Here is a 17,321-nt window from a genome sequence, read left to right on the forward strand (position 1 = left end):
CCTTAGGCGGGGGAGGCCCTATTTGACCGCGATCCAGAGCACCGGTTTCATAATCCTTGCGACGATCATTCTCTTCGCGTGGAACAGGCTGCCCGTCATCGCCGTCGCCTTCGCGGCGGCGCTTTCGCTCTGGGCCGCGGAGCTCGTCACTCTGGAGCAAGCGTTGGCCGGCTTCGGCGACCGCGCCGTCCTGTTCGTCGCCAGCCTCTTCGTCGTGAGTGCCGCGCTCGAAAGAACCGGCGTCACGGCGTGGTGCGGGCAAGCGCTCATCTCGCTCGCCGGCCACAACAACCGCAGCCGGCTTCTGCTCGTTCTCATGATCGCCGTCGGTGGCCTGACGTCGCTTCTCAGCGGCAGCGGGGCCGTGGCGGCATTGATACCCGTCGCGGTGTTCGCGGCGGTGCGGCTAAATCAGTCGCCCGCGCAATTGCTGATGCCTCTGGCCTTCTCCGCTCATGCGGGCGCGAACCTGTTGCTGACGGGCGCCCCGAAGAATTTCCTCGTGTCCGAAGCGCTTGAGGATGCCGGATTTAAAGGGTTCGGCTTTACCGAATTCGCCCTTGTCGGCGTGCCGCTTCTCACCGGCACTGTCCTCATCGTCCTGTTGCTGGGCAAGTATCTGCTGCCCCGTCAGACGCACGCACTTCTGCCCGCCGATTTCAGCGGCCATGCCCAGACGCTGGTCGAGCATTACGGCCTGGAGGATGGCCTCTTCCGGCTTCGATCCGGCGGCATTCGCCGCTGGTTGGCTTGTCGACCGATACCATCGATCTTGATGCTGCCAGCGACGTGCAGGTCATGGCCGTCCAGGCGTCGGCGTCCGGTCTGCCGGTTCGCGACAGGGCCATGAAAGCCGATGATTATCTGCTTGTGCGCGGTACCGCCCAGGCGGTCGCGGAGGTGGCCGGGCGGCTTCACCTGGCCGTTCGCGAGGACGCGCCCGAGGGAAGTGGCAATGCCGCGTTCAATCGCAGGTCCGGCCTGGCCGAGGTGATGGTGCCTCCGCGATCCAAGCTGATAGGGCAGTCGATGTTTCCCGGCCTTGCCACCGAGAGCGGTGATCTCGTTGTCCTGGCCGTGCATCGCGGCGGAGCGGAAATCGACTATGCCGATCCGCGGCTCAAGGCAGGTGATACGATCCTTCTCGAAGGCAGCTGGGAGGCGCTCGATCTGCGCCTCGACGATCCCGATGTCCTCGTCGTCGATTCCCCCGATCTCGTCCGTCGCCATGCCGTGCCGATGGGGCCGGGCGCCAAGGTCGCCGTGGCGACGTTGATTGCGCTTGTCATCATGCTGGCGTCGAACATCGTGCCGCCCGCCGTCGCCGGCATCTTGTGCGCCTGCCTGCTCGTTGCCTCCGGCGCGATCACGGTCGAGCAGGCCTATCGGGCCGTGCATTGGACGACGGTTATCCTGATCGGCGCGATGATGCCGATTTCGACGGCGATGATACAATCGGGTACGGCGAAATTCGTGGCCGACGAACTTGTCTCCGCGCTCGGCTCGGCCGGGCCTGGCGCTCTCGTCGCGGGTCTTTTCATGCTCACAGCCGTGCTGGGGCAGGTCATGAGCAACACGGCGACGACGATGCTGGTCATTCCGATCGCGATGGCGGCGGCGGCGGCCATGAACATCCAGCCACAGCCGCTGCTCATGAGCCTTTGCGTCGCCGGATCGGCATCCTTCATGACGCCGATCGCGACAACGACCAACATGATGGTCATGGGGGCAGGCGGATATCGCTTCGGCGACTACTGGAAGCTCGGCACGCCCCTGATGGCATGGTTCTTCATCGTCGCCGTCTTCCTCGTGCCGCGGATATGGCCCTTCAACTAGGTATCGGCAACGCGGCTCACCGGCGCGCGGGCAATTCGTCGTCCCAGTGAATAGAGACGTCAGGCATGCTTTTGGGACGGCCAACCCATTGTCGGCCCAACGATATTTGTGAGGATGGGGCACGGTTCACGGAAATTGGAGGAGAGGTCGACGGGATGAACAGCCGAGCCGTGATCGCTCTCTTGACCATCATCGCCGCGGTTGCGGTCTTGTGGGTGTTGCGGACGGCGGCTGGCGTCTTCGCGCCCGTCGCAGGCGCGCTTTTCATCATCGGTCTCGTTTGGCCGCTTCAGAGCAGCCTGCAGCGCGTTCTGCCCAAGCTGGTCGCCCTTGCGCTGGTGGTGGCGGTGATCGTCTGCGTCTTTATCGTTCTCGCCTCGATATCCGCTTGGGGCTTCGGGCGGATCGGTCGCTCCGTCGTGAGTGAAGCGGCGCAGTTCCAGTTGCTCTATGGCAATCTCGTGCAATGGCTCGACGGGCACGGCATCGTCATCGCCGGCGTCTGGGCGGACTATTTCAATTTCGGCGCGCTGCTTCGCGTCCTGCAGGGAGCGACGGCCCGCTTGAACACGATGATTTCCTTCTGGATCGTTGTTGTCGTCTATGTGCTCCTTGGGCTGCTCGACACCGAGGCCGTCGCGCGCAACATCCGAAAAGCCCTCAGCGACGATAAGGCGGATGCGATCGTTGGCGGTGCGTTGCAGACGGCCGCCAAGCTGCGGCGCTACATGGCGGTGCGCACGGTCATGAGCCTTGTTACCGGCACGCTCGTCTGGGTGCTTTCCGCGCTCTTCGGGCTGCGCTTCGCGGCCGAATGGGGCGTCATCGCCTTCACGCTGAACTACATTCCGTTCATGGGCCCCTTCGTGGCGACATTGCTTCCAAGCGCCTATGCGTTGGCGCAATTCGGATCGCCGGAGGCCGCGATCCTGATCTTCGCCGGGCTCAACATCATACAATTCGTCATCGGGAGCTACATCGAACCGCGCGTTGCGGGCTATGCGCTTGCGATGTCGCCATTCCTGGTGCTGTTTTCGGTCTTTTCCTGGTCGTTTGTCTGGGGCGTGTTCGGTGCCTTCATCGGCGTGCCGATCACGATCGCGATCCTCACCTTCTGCGCGCGCTTTTCCTCGACGCGCTGGATAGCGGAAATCCTCGGTGCGCCGAGCGAGCCGGAAGCCAAACTCGGAGCAGGCTCGGGATGATTGGCTGCCTAGACTATCGGCGAAGCCTGGTCATGCGGATCACGCGGCCCGTTTGCGCGCTGAGGGCAATCTCGAAATCGCTGCTGCCGCGTCGGCCATGATAGATGAACGTCCGACCCCGACAGTCGATACGCCGGACATTGCGGAAGCCGCGGTTCTCAAGCAGTTGCTGCCCCTGTCTGCAACTGATCGCGCGGCCGAAATTGAGATCGGAACCGACGTTGATGTTGACGGTCACGGCATAGGCGGGGGCTGACGGCGACGTGGTCAGCAGCAGGCAGGAAACGAAGGCAATCCATATGTTTCGACGCATCTTGCCTCTCCATGGACAGAGCTTCGCGAGATATTTGCCGGGTTGCCGCCTTGTCAACGAACGGTCTTGGCCTGGCGTGAGATTAGGGACGGGATGCCCATCTCCTGGACGATTTACGCATAAAGAACGTGTTATCCCTTCGGCTTGTGTTCGCCCATTCGCGCCATCGGTTTGGGAGGTTGAGATCAGATGGTGTCGAAGAACGGTCCTCCGCGCATCGGTATCGGTGGTCCCGTGGGTTCGGGCAAGACCGCAATGACCGAGAAGCTGTGCAAGGCGATGCGCGAGCACTATCCGCTCGCCGTGGTCACAGCCTTTGCCGTCTGTGCATCTCCGACGCACCTCTCACAACTGAAAGCCGACCATCGAGTGTTCGGCTCCCTGATCGGGCTTCACCCGATCGCGGGTAGCAGCCGGTCGATGCTCTTCTTGGCGTCGCCATAGAACATGCGCGTGTTCTCCTTGTAGAACAGCGGGTTCTCGATGCCGGAATAACCCGTGCCCTGACCGCGTTTCGACACGAAGACCTGCTTGGCCTTCCACACTTCCAGAACCGGCATGCCAGCGATCGGTGAGTTCGGGTCTTCCTGCGCCGCCGGATTGACGATGTCGTTCGAACCGATGACGATCACGACGTCGGTCTCGGGGAAGTCGTCGTTGATCTCGTCCATTTCAAGCACGATGTCGTAAGGAACCTTCGCTTCTGCGAGCAGCACGTTCATATGCCCCGGCAGGCGGCCGGCGACCGGATGGATGGCGAAGCGGACGGTCTTGCCGGCGGCGCGCAGCTTGCGCGTGAGCTCGGAAACCGCCTGTTGCGCCTGCGCGACGGCCATGCCGTAGCCCGGCACGATGACGATGCTGTCGGCATCGTTGAGCGCTGAGGCCACGCCCTCGGCATCGATGGCGATCTGTTCGCCTTCTATTTCCATCGCCGGTCTGGTCGTCGTGCCGAAACCGCCGAGTATGACCGAGACGAAGGAGCGGTTCATCGCCTTGCACATGATATAGGAGAGGATCGCGCCCGAGGAGCCGACCAACGCGCCGGTGACGATCAGGAGATCGTTGCCCAGGGTGAAGCCGATGGCGGCCGCCGCCCAACCGGAATAGCTGTTCAGCATCGAGACGACGACAGGCATATCGGCGCCGCCGATGCCCATGATCAGGTGGTAACCGATGAAGAACGCCAGCAGCGTCATCAGGATCAGGGTCCACACACCGGCCCCGTTCGCATACATGAGCAGCAGGATCAGCGACAGGATCGCGGCGCTCGCATTTAGGAAATGGCCACCGGGCAATTTCGTCGCCTTACCGTCGATCTTGCCGGCGAGCTTGCCGAAAGCGACGACAGAGCCCGTGAAGGTGACGGCGCCGATGAAGACGCCCAAGAAAACCTCGACCTTCATGATGGCGAGCTCGACCGGCGTCTTGCGGGCGAGAATGCCGGCAAAGCCGTCGAGGGCCGCGCGCGCGGTTTCATCCATGCCGGCGATCCGCCATGACTCGATATGGGCGTTGAAGCCGATGAACACGGCGGCAAGGCCCACGAAGGAGTGGAGCGCTGCCACCAGTTGCGGCATCTCCGTCATCTGCACACGGCTCGCGACGAAGTAGCCGGCGATGGAACCCGCCAGGATCATTGGCAGAATGATGAGCCAGTTGCCGACGCCCGGGCCGAAGATGGTCGCGACAATGGCGAGCGCCATTCCGACGATGCCGTACCAGGCGGCGCGCTTGGCGCTTTCCTGACCGGAGAGGCCGCCCAGCGAGAGGATGAAAAGCACAGCCGCGGAAATATAGGCGGCCGAAACGATACCAATCGTCATAATGAAAATCCCTTGATATCCCTGGCCCGATCAGGACTTCTGGAACATGGCGAGCATGCGCCGCGTGACAAGAAAACCGCCCACGATGTTGATCGTCGCGACGAGAACCGATAGCGCGGCAAGGGTGACGACCAGCCAGTTGCCGGACCCGACCTGCAGCAGCGCACCGAGAATGACGATGCCCGAAATCGCGTTTGTCACCGCCATCAGCGGCGTATGCAGCGAGTGTGAGACGTTCCAGATCACCTGGAAGCCGATGAAGCACGCGAGCATGAACACCACGAAATGGTTCATGAAGCTTGCCGGGGCATAGGCGCCGACCAGGAGCAGAAGTGCCGTGCCGATCAGGAGCAGGAAGCCCTGGCTCTTGGTCTGCGCCTTGAAGGCGGCTGCCTCGCGCGCGCGCTTTTCCTCGGGGGTCGGCTCCTTTGGCTTGTCGGGCCGCTTCTGGGCGGCGATGGCCTGGATCTTCGGCGGCGGCGGCGGATAGGTGATCGCGCCCTTGAAGGCGACGGTTGCGCCGCGGATGACGTCGTCTTCCATGTTATGGACGAGCTTGCCATCCTTGGCCGGCGTCAGGTCCGTCATCATGTGGCGGATATTGGTCGAATAGAGCGTCGACGACTGCGCGGCCATGCGGCTTGGGAAATCGGTGTAGCCGACGACGGTGACGCCGTTGTCGGAGACGATCTTCTGGTCGGCGACGGTGAGATCGCAATTGCCGCCGCGCTCGGCCGCGAGATCGATGATGACGGAACCGGGTTTCATGGCGGTGACCATGTCGGCCAGCCACAGCTTCGGCGCATCGCGGCCCGGGATCAGCGCCGTGGTGATGACGATATCGATCTGCGGCGCGAGTTCGCGGAACTTGGCCAGTTGCTTCTCACGGAACTCCGGCGATGAGGGGGCCGCGTAGCCGCCGGTGGCGGCGCCGTCCTGCTGGCTCTCGTTGAAATCGAGGAAGACGAACTCCGCGCCCATGCTTTCGATCTGTTCGGCCACCTCGGGGCGAACGTCGAAGGCATAGGTGATGGCGCCGAGCGAGGTGGCGGTGCCGATCGCGGCAAGACCGGCGACCCCGGCGCCGATGACCAGCACCTTGGCCGGCGGAACCTTGCCGGCGGCCGTCACCTGGCCGGTGAAGAAGCGGCCGAAATTATTGCCGGCTTCGATGACGGCGCGATAGCCGGCGATGTTGGCCATCGACGACAGGGCGTCCATCTTCTGGGCACGCGAAATGCGCGGCACCATGTCCATGGCCACGATGTTGGCGCCGGTCGCCTTCGCCTGCTCCAGAAGTGCCGCGTTCTGAGCCGGATAAAAGAAGGAGATCAGCGTTTTCTCGGGCCCAAGCCTTTCGGTCTCTGTGCTCTCCGGCGGACGCACCTTGGCGATGACGTCGGCCGATGCCCAGAGACTGTCGGCCGAGGGCGCGATTTCGACGCCGGCAGCACGGTAGGTCTCGTCGGAAAAGCCGGCGGCGAGACCCGCGCCGGTTTCGATGACGCAGTCATAGCCGAGTTTCTGCAATTGCAGCGCGGAGTCCGGCGTCATCGCCACACGCGCCTCGCCGACGGTTATTTCTTTCGGAACGCCGATTTTCATTGCAATGGACCTCGGGTCAGCACGCTTTCGCAGCGCGCGGTTTGTAAGTGCGGCAGTTTTGTGACGCGTTTCAAGGAATTTCTCAACCGCCGGCTCGGTGTTTCCCCTGCTTTACAGTAGCGATGGCTACATTTGGCCGCGACACTTTAGCGTCGTCAAAGTTAGATGCTGCTGTTCGGCTGTAGAAGCGGCGTCGAGAGACTGGAAAGTGTAAGGCGCTGCGTACGTTGTCGGTCGCCGACATCCACGCGTCACCGGGCCGGGTCGCTAGCGCAATCGGGTCAAATCCACCGGGCGATTGTTGATGATCGCCTCCATCGAAAAGAAGCCGGTGACGGTGGCGAGATCGAAATTGGTGATGAGCTTCTGGTAGAACGCGTCGTAGCCGGACATGCCTTTCGTGACGACCTTGATCAGATAATCCCAATCGCCGCCGATGCGATAGAAGTCGATCACCTCGGGCAGCCGCTCGACATGCGCCCGAAAACCCTCGCTCCAGTCCTTCGAATGATGGCGGGTGCGGATCATGACGAAGACCGTCAGGTCGAAGCCCAGAGCCTTGAGGTCGATGTCGCTGTGCGATCCGCGGATCAGCCCGAGCGAATGCAGCCGTTGCAGTCGTCGCCAGCAGGCGTTCTGCGAGAGGCCGATCTTCTCCGCCAGATCGCGTTGCGACAAGGTCGCGTCGTGCTGCATGGCGCTGAGGATCTTCATGTCGAATGCATCGATATTCGCGGTGGGATCGTTCATTTGACACGCCTCGCAATCGATGTTGGTATGTTTCCTCGAACTTGTGAGAGACGGCACCAATTCTGTCAATGCTCAAATCGAGCGCGCCTGGAATGCGGACGGCATGTCGCGACGCCCGCCCCGTAAAGATGGGCGGCGAGCATGCTCTTGGCCGAGGCCGGGTGGATGGTGGTCGCCACGCCGATGGTGAAAATCAAAACAGTCTTCGAACAACCATTATGAAAATCAATTTCACAGTTCCAACTTTTTCCGTGTTTCTTGTTGACGAGATCGAATTTTTGTCTCAACCTGACGAAAATAAATTACGTAAATGGGAACGAGAACAGCATGAAAGTGGGAATTATCGGGCTAGGATTCCGGCTCGGCTATCTTGGCTATGTCTTCAAGTCCATTGATGAAAGCTTCGAGATCGTCGGCTATGTCGATCCCGAGCCCGCGGGCCTGCCGGGTCTCGTCGAAAACGGCATTTCCGTTGGTAAATCCTATGCCTCTCCGCAGGAGCTGATCGCCAACGAGAAGCTCGATCTCTTGATGATCGGCTCGCCCAATCTCTTCCATCTCGAACATATCCGTATCGGTCTCGAAGCCGGTCTCAAGGTGTTTTGCGAAAAGCCGATCGTGACGACGATTGCCGAAAGCGTCGAGCTCGCGCGTCTGATGGCCAAGTTCGGCCATGAGCGGCTTATGGTCGGGCTGGTGCTGCGCTACTCGCCGCTTTACCGCGACCTGCAGGCGGTTCAGGCGGCGGGCAATCTCGGCCAGATCGTTTCGATCGAGGCATCCGAGCACATCGAGCCCTATCACGGCGCTTTCTTCATGCGCGACTGGCGCCGCTACGAGCGCTATTCCGGCAGCTTCATGCTGGAGAAGTGCTGCCACGATCTCGACCTGTATAATGGCATCGTCGGCGCGCGGCCCGAACGGGTCGCAAGCTTCGGCGGACGCAAGAGCTTCACGCCTGACAACGATCCGGCCCGCGAAGGCATCAACGATCTCGAACTGTTCCATCGCAAGCCGAGCGGCTGGAAGGGCACCGACAAGGTGTTCGACAGTGACGCCGACATCATCGACTATCAGGTCGCGATCGTCGAATACGCCAACGGCGTCGGCATGAACTTCCACACCAATCTCAACGTACCCGACCAGTTCCGCCGCTTTGCGATCATGGGATCGCGCGGCATGGCCGAAGGCGATTTCGTTCGCGGCTATCTGGACGTGCATGAGCAACTGACCGGCAAGAAGGTCGTCGAAAACACCTACGCCGCCACCGAGCTGTCGCAGCACTATGGTGCCGACGAACAGATGGCCGTCGATATTCTCGACAGCGTTCGCACCGGCACGGTGCTGCCTGTGTCGACGCTTAATGCGCTGGAGGCGGGTATTCTTGCGCTTTCGATGGACGAGGCCCGCATGAAGCGATCGGTCGTGGATCTGCGTCCCGTATGGGACCGGTTCGACGAGGCGCTTCACGCACGGGCGGCATAAGGAGACGGCGGAATGAGCGTTCAACGTAGCACACTCATCTTCGCCTGGATCCTGCTTCTGCCGGCTCTGCTCTATGTCACCGTCATCGTTGCCTATCCGCTGGTCGACACCTTCATTCTGTCCTTCACCGACGCGTCGCTGAAGAGGACGACGAACTGGGTCGGCTGGGCGAATTACAGCAAGATTTTCAACGACACCTTCTTTCAGGTCATCCTCCGGACCTTCATCTGGACGTTCTTTTCCGTCTCGATCAAGATGATCATTGGCACATTCGGCGCGGCTATGCTCAATGCAGCAGTTCCGGGACGGGCTCTGTTTCGAATTTTGACCATGCCGCCGTGGATCGTACCGATGGCTATCGGCATTTTCATGTGGGGCTGGATGTATAACGGCCAGTTCGGCATGATCTCAGGCATGCTGCAGCGCATGGGCTTCGTCGATGGTCCGGTCGCCTTTCTTGCATACGGCAACACGGCTTTCTGGGCGACGATCATCACCGACGTGTGGATCGGCGTGCCGATGGTCACGCTCTATATGCTTGCCGCCATGCAATCGGTGCCGCAGGATCTCTACGAAGCCGCATGGACGGATGGGGCCGGCCGTTGGTACCGCTTCCGCCGCATCACGCTGCCGCTTCTCGTTCCGTCGATGGTAACGATGTCGATGCTGTCCCTGATCTCGACGTTCAATTCCTTCGACATCATCTGGATTCTGACGCGCGGCGGACCGAATGGTGAAACGACGACGATGATCATCGACACCTACAAGACCGCGATCGGTTCGAACAAATACGGGGAAGGGGCGGCCCGCGCCGTTCTGATCTGCATCTTCCTGTCGATCTTCTGCCTCTGCTACTTCAGGATTACCAGCCGCTTTACCGGGGGAGAAAAGCGATGAGCCAGTCGACGTCGATGATCAACCGTTACCGCTGGTACGAAATCGTCGGGATCTATCTCGGAATCCTGATCTTCCTCACCTTCGTGCTTGCACCTTTCATCGAGGGGTTCCTGGTGTCGCTGAAGCCGCTGTCACAGCTGTTTTCGTCGCCTTATCGGTTCATTCCCGAAAACGGATCGTTCGAGGCCTATAGGACGATGTGGGTGAGCGTGCCCGGTTTCGCCTGGTATATCTTCAACTCGTTCCTGATTTCGGGGATCATCACCATCGTCGTGCTGATCTTCGTCGTGCCTGCCGCCTACGCTTTCGCCCGCTACGAGTTCAGGGGCGCGGGTCTGCTTCTCGGCGGCTTTCTTGCGGTCAAGATGTTCTCCGGTGCCGTGTTGCTGATCCCCCTGTTCAGGTTGATGCGCTCGTTTGGGGTGCTGAACACCTATTTCGCGATGATCGTGCCGGGTGTCGCGTTCATCATCCCAACCGGAATCTGGCTACTCTACACCTACATGCGTCGTATTCCGCGCGAACTCGACGAGGCGGCATATGTCGATGGAGCCAGCCAGTTCTATACGCTGCGGCGGGTCATTCTGCCGATCGCCATGCCCGGCATTGTCGTTGTTGCCATCTCTTCGTTCATCGAAGCCTACGCGCAGCAGTTCATCTATGCGCTGACGTTCAACTCAAAAACGGAATACATGCCGCTGCCGGTCGGGCTGTTCGCCTATTTCGGCCGGCAGGAGGTCGTATGGAATGAGCTCATGGCCGCAAGTTTCGTCGGCATCGCGCCGGCTCTGGTCGTGATCTTCTTCCTGCAACGCTATCTCGTCAGCGGGCTTACCGCTGGCGCGGTGAAACAATAAACAACCACCAGAGAACGGGAGTGACTTTCGTGAACATGACTTTTAGAACTGGGCTCGCAGCGTTGGCCCTGCTTGGTTCCACGGCGCTTGGCACCGTTGTGGCCCAGGCCGCCAATCAGGAAATTTCGTGGATTTATTGCGGCGACAAGATCGACCCGATCCATGAAAAATACATCAAGGAATGGGAAGGCAAGAACGCCGGCTGGTCGGTGAAGCCTGAGGTCGTGGGCTGGGAACAGTGCCAGGACAAGGCAACGACGCTTGCCGCGGCGGGAACGCCCGTGGCCATGGCCTATGTCGGCTCGCGCACGCTGAAGGAATTCGCGGAAAACGACCTGATCGTCCCGGTTCCGATGAGCGATGACGAGAAGAAGAGCTACTATCCGGGCATCGTCAGCACGGTGACGTTCGACGACACGCAGTGGGGCGTTCCGATCGCCTTCTCGACCAAGGCGCTCTACTGGAACAAGGCCCTGTTCAAGCAGGCTGGTCTCGATCCGGAAAAGCCGCCGCAGACCTGGGCCGAGGAAATCGCCTTTGCCAAGGCGATCAAGGAAAAGACGGGCATTCCGGGCTATGGTCTGCCAGCCAAGACCTTCGACAACACGATGCACCAGTTCATGCATTGGGTTTACACCAACAACGGCACGATCATCGACGACAAGGGCAACATCAAGGCCGACAGCCCTGAGGTTCTTGCCGCTCTCCAGGCCTACAAGGACATCACGCCTTACTCAGTCGAAGGTGCCACCGCCTACGAACAGAACGAAATCCGCGCCATCTTCCTCGACGGCAAGGTCGGCATGATCCAGGCCGGTTCGGGCGCCGCCTATCGCCTCAAGGACACGAAGCTCGAATGGGGCGTCGCGCCGCTGCCGCTCGGTCCCTCCGCCAAGGGCCAGGGCACGCTGCTCATTACCGACAGCCTGGCGATCTTCAAGGGTTCGGGCGTCGAGGAAAAGGCAACCGAGTTCGCCAAGTTCATCACCTCTCCGGGTCCGCAGGGCGAGTATGAACTCCAGGGTGGCGCCGGCCTGACGCCGCTGCGTCCGTCGGCCCAGGTCGATGAATTCGTCAAGAAGGAGCCCTTCTGGAAGCCGTTCATCGACGGCATCGCCTATGGTGGCCCGGAGCCGTTGTTCAAGGACTACAAGGGCTTCCAGAATTCCATGATCGAGATGGTCCAGTCCGTCGTGACGGGCAAGGCCGAGCCGGCCGACGCCCTCAAGAAGGCCGCCACCGATATCGAGGCGTTCAAGTAAGCCTTTGTTGGGGATCGCGGGGCGCAACACCCGCGATCCCTTCGCTATCGAGAGTATGCGCCGCGCGTGGCGGTGAGCGGAGACAGGTTTTGGGACAGCTACTTCTCAACAAGGTTCAGAAATTTTACGGCGACTTCGAGGTTCTGAAGGGCGTTCAGCTCGAGGTGAACAATGGCGAGTTCGTCGTGTTCGTCGGCCCATCCGGTTGCGGCAAATCCACCTTGCTTCGCATGATCGCAGGCTTGGACGGAACCTCGGCGGGTGACATCGTGATCGACGGCGTCAGGGTGAACGATCTGCCACCCGTCAAGCGCGGCATCGCCATGGTGTTCCAGTCCTACGCGCTTTATCCGCATATGAGCGTTTTCGAAAACATCGCCTTTCCGCTGCGCGTCGAGGAAGATGGAAGAGGGGAAGCTGAAGGCCAAGGTGGAAAACGCCGCCCGCATCCTGCATCTCGACCAGCGTCTGCAGCAGAAGCCGGGCATGCTCTCGGGTGGCCAGCGCCAGCGCGTGGCGATCGGCCGCGCGATCGTGCGCGAGCCGAAGATCTTCCTGTTCGACGAACCTTTGTCCAACCTCGACGCCGCGCTGCGCTCCGACATGCGCATCGAACTCGCGAAACTGCACCGCCAGCTCAAGGCGACGATGATCTACGTCACCCACGATCAGGTCGAGGCGATGACGATGGCCGACCGCATCGTCGTGCTCAACGCCGGCGAGATCGCCCAGACGGGCGCGCCGCTCGAACTCTATCACAAGCCCGCCAATATGTTCGTGGCCGGCTTCATCGGCAATCCGAAGATGAATTTCCTGCCAGTCACCTGCACCGGTGCAGCCGACAAGAGCGTGACGGTCGATTACAAGGGCCAGACGCTGACGGTGCCGGTCACGCCGCGCGAGGGTGTCGTGGGCAAGGCGCTGACACTCGGCGTCCGTCCTGAACATATCCAGCTCGCATCGGGCGATATCTCGCTCACGATCACCCCGAGCGTCATCGAGCGTCTCGGCGCGCAGACCGTTGCCTATGCCGCGCTGGATGGCGAGGGTGAGAACTTCTGCGCCACGCTATCCGGCAGCGTCGGCGTGCGCCCGGAGCAGCCCATGCTGGTCGGCATCAACGCTGCGGACTGCCACCTCTTCGACGGCGCCGGCATCGCGTTCGAACGCCACGTGGCGTTGACCGATATCGATCTCAATCTGTTGAACCCGACGGCGCTTGCCTGATCGCGAGCGCCGGTCGCGTCATCAGCGATCGATGAAATTGTAGAACAAGGCGTTGGCCGGGTAGGAGTATGAGCCCCGGTCAACGATGCCGTGGCGATACATGCAGTTGCGCAACGCCGTCACGTGCCACAGGCTGTTGACGTCGGTCGAGCCGCGGCGAAACGCTTCCTGCTCGCAATAAGGATATGTGCGGTCGAAGCGGGCGAGAATGGTCGGGTCAGGATCGACGCGGACGCCGGAATAGGTCTGCCACTGCGCCGGCGCCTGCGCGGCCGAAACGCACGCGAAGCTTGCTGCTATTCCCAATGCGATCAGAATTCTCATGAATGACCTCCCAGGACATCGCCGGAATATTGGCGCATCCATAAGATGCGCCGGACAAGGCAAACTTCAAGGAGGTCTCGTACGATGGCGTCGGCGGCCGGCGAACGGCCGCCGACGCGTGGTTCTGGCTACCAGACCAGCCCGCGCGCCGCGACGTCCTCGACGCGCGTGACGACGCCGTCGCGGTGGAAAACCATGGTGTCGAAAAGGTTGGAGACGACACAGGTATGGTTCGGGATGATCAGGATCTTGTCGCCGATCGCAGGCCGCGCGCCCTCGCATTTCGACAGGTCGATCACGCCGTGCTCTTCAGACAGGCCGGTGATCGAAGCCTGCGGATAGCCGACCACCTGACCATAATCCGTGAAGCCGAGCAGATCGGATGTCAGCGCCTTCGACCCCGCATCGATCACGGCGCGATCCCCCGTCGGGCGCGAAACGACCGTCGCGAGGATATGCATGGCGCAGTCGTCTTCCGTGCAATGGCCGGCGCGGACCATGGAGCGGTCATTATAGATATAGGTGCCGGCACGGTGTTCCGTCGCGGCCGGGACCAGATGCGCGTCGAAGAGGCTCGGCGATCCGCCGTTGCTGACGATGGGGCAGGTGACGCCCTCGGCCTCGATCAACGCGAGCGCTTGCGAAAGAAACGCCTGTACCTCGGTAGCGGCGCCCGGTTTCGGATAGTTCAGGAGCCCGCCAAATGCCAGGCCCGCCGCCGCGTCGATGCGCTTGGCAAGCGCTGCTGCTTGAGCGGGTTTCTGCACGCCGCAGCGTCCGGCGCCGGTATCGCACTCGACCAGCACCACAAGCGGCTTGCGCGCCGCGAAATAGGCCGAAAGGCCGTCGACGGTATAGGCGCTATCCGCGACCACCTTCAGGCCGGAAATGCGCTCGTTCAGCGCCGCGAGGCGTTCGAGCTTCTCGGCGCCGATGATGTTGAAGGTGATGAGGATGTCCCCGAAACCAGCTTCGGCGAAGACTTCGGCCTCGGTGACCTTCTGGCAATTGATGCCCTTGGCGCCCGCGGCGACCTGCTGGGCGGCCAGTGCCGGGATCTTGTGTGTCTTGATGTGCGGGCGGAAGTCGATGCCGTGCGCGTCCATATAGGCCTGCGTGCGGGCGATATTGGCCGCCATCCGATCCTCGTCGATGACAGGGCGAGGCGTCGAAAGGTCCGCGACCTTGTCGCCGGGCTTGGCGACGACGGCAAATGGGCTGTTGTGCATCTCACGCTACTCCATGTTAAGCGCCGTGGGGATCGGCGATCATGGGCCAGATATCCTTGCGCGCGCGCCGATACGGCGTCTTCGCTGGATTGTTAGGATAAGGCGTGCCCGCTGCGCAATAGAGGATTTCGGACGCGATCTTTGAGAAGGAGGCGTAGAAGTGGTTCGTCGACTTGATGACGAGGATTTTCTTCCGCGTCGGGTCGATGCCCATGACTGAGAACAGGCTCGGATCGAAGCTCTGGGCGCGCGTCGAGTTCAGGATGATGTCGATGCCATCGAGCACGATATGCGCCGCATCGCCGAAGGGCGCGAAGCTCTCGCCGAAGCGCATCTCGGCGTTCGGCACGATCTTGATGACCTTGACGAGGCCGTCGATCGGGTTGCCGGTACCGGGTGCGGACTTGGCGCCGAAGCGAAGCGGGATCTCTGCGCCTTCCCCGGCCGCCATGCAGATCTGCACCGCCATCGGGTCCCAGATGGTGCCGATCGCCGCATCGGTGACGCCGCGCGCCAGGAGTTCGCCTAGAACCACTGTCGCGTCGCCGGCTGTTCCGCCGCCGGGGTTGTCCCACATGTCGGCGATCACGACTGGCCACGCGGTTGCCGCCAGCGCCTGCGACACAGCCTCTCTCTCGTCGATCTGCGGCATCATGAAGGTGCCGCGCTTTGAAAAGAGCTCCATGCCGAGTTCATGCGCCAGCGCATCGCCCTTGTCCTTGCGGTCGTTGGTGACGACGAGAAGCTTGGTGCCCATATCCGGCACGTCACCCGCCATGAAGCCGTGAACCACGGAGATGGAGAGTACATCGGGATCGTCTTTCTCGATTCGCATGATCTTGTCGACGAAAGAGCGCATCGGATCGCGCGAGGTCGGAAACACGTCGATCATCCGGCAATCGAAGACGGACATGACGGGTTTGACGCGGCCCTCGATCGTATCGACGGCGATACCCCAAAGGTCCTCGGCGCGATCGACGAAATCGGTGTGCGGGAACTCCTTGAAGTACACGAAAACATTGGCCGCGGCGAAACGCTTTGCCGTCAGATGGCTGTGCGGATCAAGCTCGGCGAAAACGGGAATGTCGGCGCCGACGATCTCGCGAATGCGTGTCAGCGTATCGCCTTCCGTGTCCTCATAGCCTGCGGCGACCATGGCGCCGTGCAGGCCAAGCACCACGGCGTCGATGGGCATGGCGGCGCGGAGCTGCCCGAGAATTTCGTCGCGCAGGCCTTCATAGGTCGCGCGGCTGACGAGGCCGGCCGGATCCGCCCAGGTCGCGGTGCCTTCGATCAGCGTCCAGCCCTTCTCCGCGCATACGCGCCGGCCGACGGTGATCGGTGCGGTGCAGAGCGTCGGCGTTTCCGGGTGTTGGCCCGGCGGCGCATAGAGTGACGCCTCGAAAGCACGCCGATCGACGCAGATGGGGGAGAAGGTATTGGTCTCGGTTGCGAGAGCCGCCGTGAAAATCCGCAATGTCTCGGCCTTTGTGTTGATCAACCCATCGGGTTCGGAAGATAGCCGGTGAAGCCCGAGATCTTCCAACGCCCTTCGTGCAGGCGGCAATAATAAAGGGTCTGCCACTGCATGATATCGCGGCTGCCATCGGCCTTGGCGATGCCGCCGTCGAACTTCTTGCGCACCAGCGCCATGTCGCCCTCGATCTCGATATCCTCGAGCGTGGTCGTGGTGAAAATAGCGGTGCGGGTGTCCTCGGCAAAGGATTGCGTCGCGAAATCCTTGGCCTGGCGGACCCACTCATCGCGATAGGCGGCGAGCGTCGGGAAGGCGAGGCGCCACTTGTCGGGGCTCACTTGCCTGCGGCCGTCGATACCGATGAAGCCGTCCTCGACGAAATCGTGCTTCACCATCGACCAATCGGCGGCGAGGAAGGCGTCGATATCGCGGTGAACGAGCATCTCCCAGATCGAATGCCGGGCAGTATCGGAAGCAGGGAAGGGGTTCTTGAAAGGATCGCGCATGGTGTTCCCGATTGAAATTCTTTTCATGAATGACGTTTTTCTCTGGTCAAATTCCGCTTAATATGGTCACTTGTCAACTTATCACGAAAATAATTTGCAAGGATCGGTCAATGTCCATCAAGCGTTATGGCACCGTTCAGACCGGCGCAGGCGGAAAGCCGCTGCCGTTTGCCCGTGCGGTCGAAGCCGACGGCTGGCTTTATGTGTCGGGTCAGGTTGCCATGGAAAATGGTGAGATCATCGACGGCAATATCGTCGCGCAGACGCACAAGACGATCCAGAACGTGATCGCGATCCTGGAAGAGGTCGGTTATGGCGTCGAGCATGTCGTGCGCTGCGGCGTCTGGCTCGACGATCCCCGTGATTTCTGGACCTTCAACGGTATCTATCAGCAGTATTTCGGCGAGCACCCGCCGGCACGCGCCTGTGTGCAATCGTCGATGATGGTCGATTGCAAGATCGAAATCGATTGCGTCGCGTATAAAGCGAAAGACAAATAGCGCGATAGACCAAGGGGAGCCG

At 61.2% G+C, this 17,321-nt stretch carries 14 protein-coding genes and 3 pseudogenes; 9 read left to right on the forward strand and 8 right to left on the reverse strand.

The window, feature by feature from the left end:
- Positions 1 to 22: 22 nt before the first annotated feature.
- Together P3R82_RS00315 and P3R82_RS00320 are read left to right on the forward strand one after the other, a co-directional pair.
- Positions 23 to 1,836: pseudogene (locus tag P3R82_RS00315) on the forward strand (SLC13 family permease).
- A 155-nt stretch (positions 1,837 to 1,991) separates the two neighbouring features.
- On the forward strand, positions 1,992 to 3,041 hold the full coding sequence (locus tag P3R82_RS00320; protein ID WP_283192542.1) for an AI-2E family transporter: 1,050 nt from the start codon (positions 1,992 to 1,994) through the stop codon (positions 3,039 to 3,041).
- A gap of 13 nt (positions 3,042 to 3,054) precedes the next feature.
- On the opposite strand, the gene P3R82_RS00325 is transcribed toward P3R82_RS00320, so the two are convergent.
- On the reverse strand, positions 3,055 to 3,354 hold the full coding sequence (locus P3R82_RS00325) for a hypothetical protein (protein WP_283192543.1): 300 nt from the start codon (positions 3,352 to 3,354) through the stop codon (positions 3,055 to 3,057).
- Positions 3,355 to 3,543: 189 nt separating this feature from the next.
- On the opposite strand from P3R82_RS00325, the pseudogene P3R82_RS00330 reads away from it, so the two are divergent.
- Positions 3,544 to 3,666: pseudogene (locus P3R82_RS00330) on the forward strand (GTP-binding protein); the annotation flags it as partial.
- Positions 3,667 to 3,746: 80 nt separating this feature from the next.
- Here the strand turns inward: P3R82_RS00330 and P3R82_RS00335 are convergent.
- From P3R82_RS00335 to P3R82_RS00345, 3 genes are all read right to left on the reverse strand, one after another.
- A complete protein-coding gene (locus tag P3R82_RS00335; protein ID WP_283192544.1) occupies positions 3,747 to 5,180 on the reverse strand; it encodes an NAD(P)(+) transhydrogenase (Re/Si-specific) subunit beta in 1,434 nt (477 codons plus the stop codon).
- Between the two features lie 30 nt (positions 5,181 to 5,210).
- Positions 5,211 to 6,785: a Re/Si-specific NAD(P)(+) transhydrogenase subunit alpha gene (locus P3R82_RS00340; protein ID WP_283192545.1), complete on the reverse strand. Its 1,575-nt coding sequence runs from the start codon at positions 6,783 to 6,785 to the stop codon at positions 5,211 to 5,213.
- A 267-nt stretch (positions 6,786 to 7,052) separates the two neighbouring features.
- A complete protein-coding gene (locus P3R82_RS00345; RefSeq protein ID WP_283192546.1) occupies positions 7,053 to 7,535 on the reverse strand; it encodes an Lrp/AsnC family transcriptional regulator in 483 nt (160 codons plus the stop codon).
- A gap of 327 nt (positions 7,536 to 7,862) precedes the next feature.
- Here P3R82_RS00345 and P3R82_RS00350 point away from each other — a divergent pair, with 327 nt between their 5' ends.
- From P3R82_RS00350 to ugpC, 5 genes and pseudogenes are all read left to right on the forward strand, one after another.
- Entirely contained in the window at positions 7,863 to 9,020 is a 1,158-nt protein-coding gene (locus P3R82_RS00350; protein WP_283192547.1) for a Gfo/Idh/MocA family oxidoreductase, read from the forward strand.
- A 12-nt stretch (positions 9,021 to 9,032) separates the two neighbouring features.
- Complete coding sequence (locus P3R82_RS00355) at positions 9,033 to 9,917, forward strand: sugar ABC transporter permease (RefSeq protein WP_283192548.1); 885 nt, start codon at positions 9,033 to 9,035, stop codon at positions 9,915 to 9,917.
- The gene (locus P3R82_RS00360; RefSeq protein ID WP_283192549.1) at positions 9,914 to 10,774 is read left to right on the forward strand and encodes a carbohydrate ABC transporter permease; all 861 of its coding nucleotides are present in this window, start codon (positions 9,914 to 9,916) and stop codon (positions 10,772 to 10,774) included. Before P3R82_RS00355 ends, P3R82_RS00360 begins: the two co-directional genes overlap by 4 nt.
- A gap of 35 nt (positions 10,775 to 10,809) precedes the next feature.
- The gene (locus tag P3R82_RS00365; RefSeq protein ID WP_283193462.1) at positions 10,810 to 12,036 is read left to right on the forward strand and encodes an ABC transporter substrate-binding protein; all 1,227 of its coding nucleotides are present in this window, start codon (positions 10,810 to 10,812) and stop codon (positions 12,034 to 12,036) included.
- Between the two features lie 89 nt (positions 12,037 to 12,125).
- Positions 12,126 to 13,263, forward strand: a pseudogene (gene ugpC, locus P3R82_RS00370) (sn-glycerol-3-phosphate ABC transporter ATP-binding protein UgpC).
- A gap of 21 nt (positions 13,264 to 13,284) precedes the next feature.
- On the opposite strand, the gene P3R82_RS00375 reads toward ugpC, so the two are convergent.
- From P3R82_RS00375 to P3R82_RS00390, 4 genes are all read right to left on the reverse strand, one after another.
- Entirely contained in the window at positions 13,285 to 13,587 is a 303-nt protein-coding gene (locus P3R82_RS00375) for a hypothetical protein (RefSeq protein ID WP_283192550.1), read from the reverse strand.
- Between the two features lie 128 nt (positions 13,588 to 13,715).
- Entirely contained in the window at positions 13,716 to 14,816 is a 1,101-nt protein-coding gene (locus tag P3R82_RS00380; protein ID WP_283192551.1) for a D-TA family PLP-dependent enzyme, read from the reverse strand.
- Between the two features lie 16 nt (positions 14,817 to 14,832).
- Complete coding sequence (locus tag P3R82_RS00385; protein WP_283193463.1) at positions 14,833 to 16,293, reverse strand: M81 family metallopeptidase; 1,461 nt, start codon at positions 16,291 to 16,293, stop codon at positions 14,833 to 14,835.
- Between the two features lie 20 nt (positions 16,294 to 16,313).
- Positions 16,314 to 16,799 carry a hypothetical protein gene (locus P3R82_RS00390; RefSeq protein ID WP_283193464.1) on the reverse strand — a complete coding sequence of 162 codons (486 nt, stop codon included), beginning with the start codon at positions 16,797 to 16,799 and terminating at the stop codon, positions 16,314 to 16,316.
- 110 nt (positions 16,800 to 16,909) lie between these two features.
- Between P3R82_RS00390 and P3R82_RS00395 the strand changes: the two genes are divergently transcribed.
- The gene (locus tag P3R82_RS00395) at positions 16,910 to 17,299 is read left to right on the forward strand and encodes a RidA family protein (protein WP_283192552.1); all 390 of its coding nucleotides are present in this window, start codon (positions 16,910 to 16,912) and stop codon (positions 17,297 to 17,299) included.
- Positions 17,300 to 17,321: the final 22 nt, after the last annotated feature.

Origin of the sequence: Rhizobium sp. AN80A, from assembly GCF_030053015.1 — a bacterium.
Taxonomy (GTDB): Bacteria; Pseudomonadota; Alphaproteobacteria; order Rhizobiales; family Rhizobiaceae; genus Rhizobium; species Rhizobium metallidurans.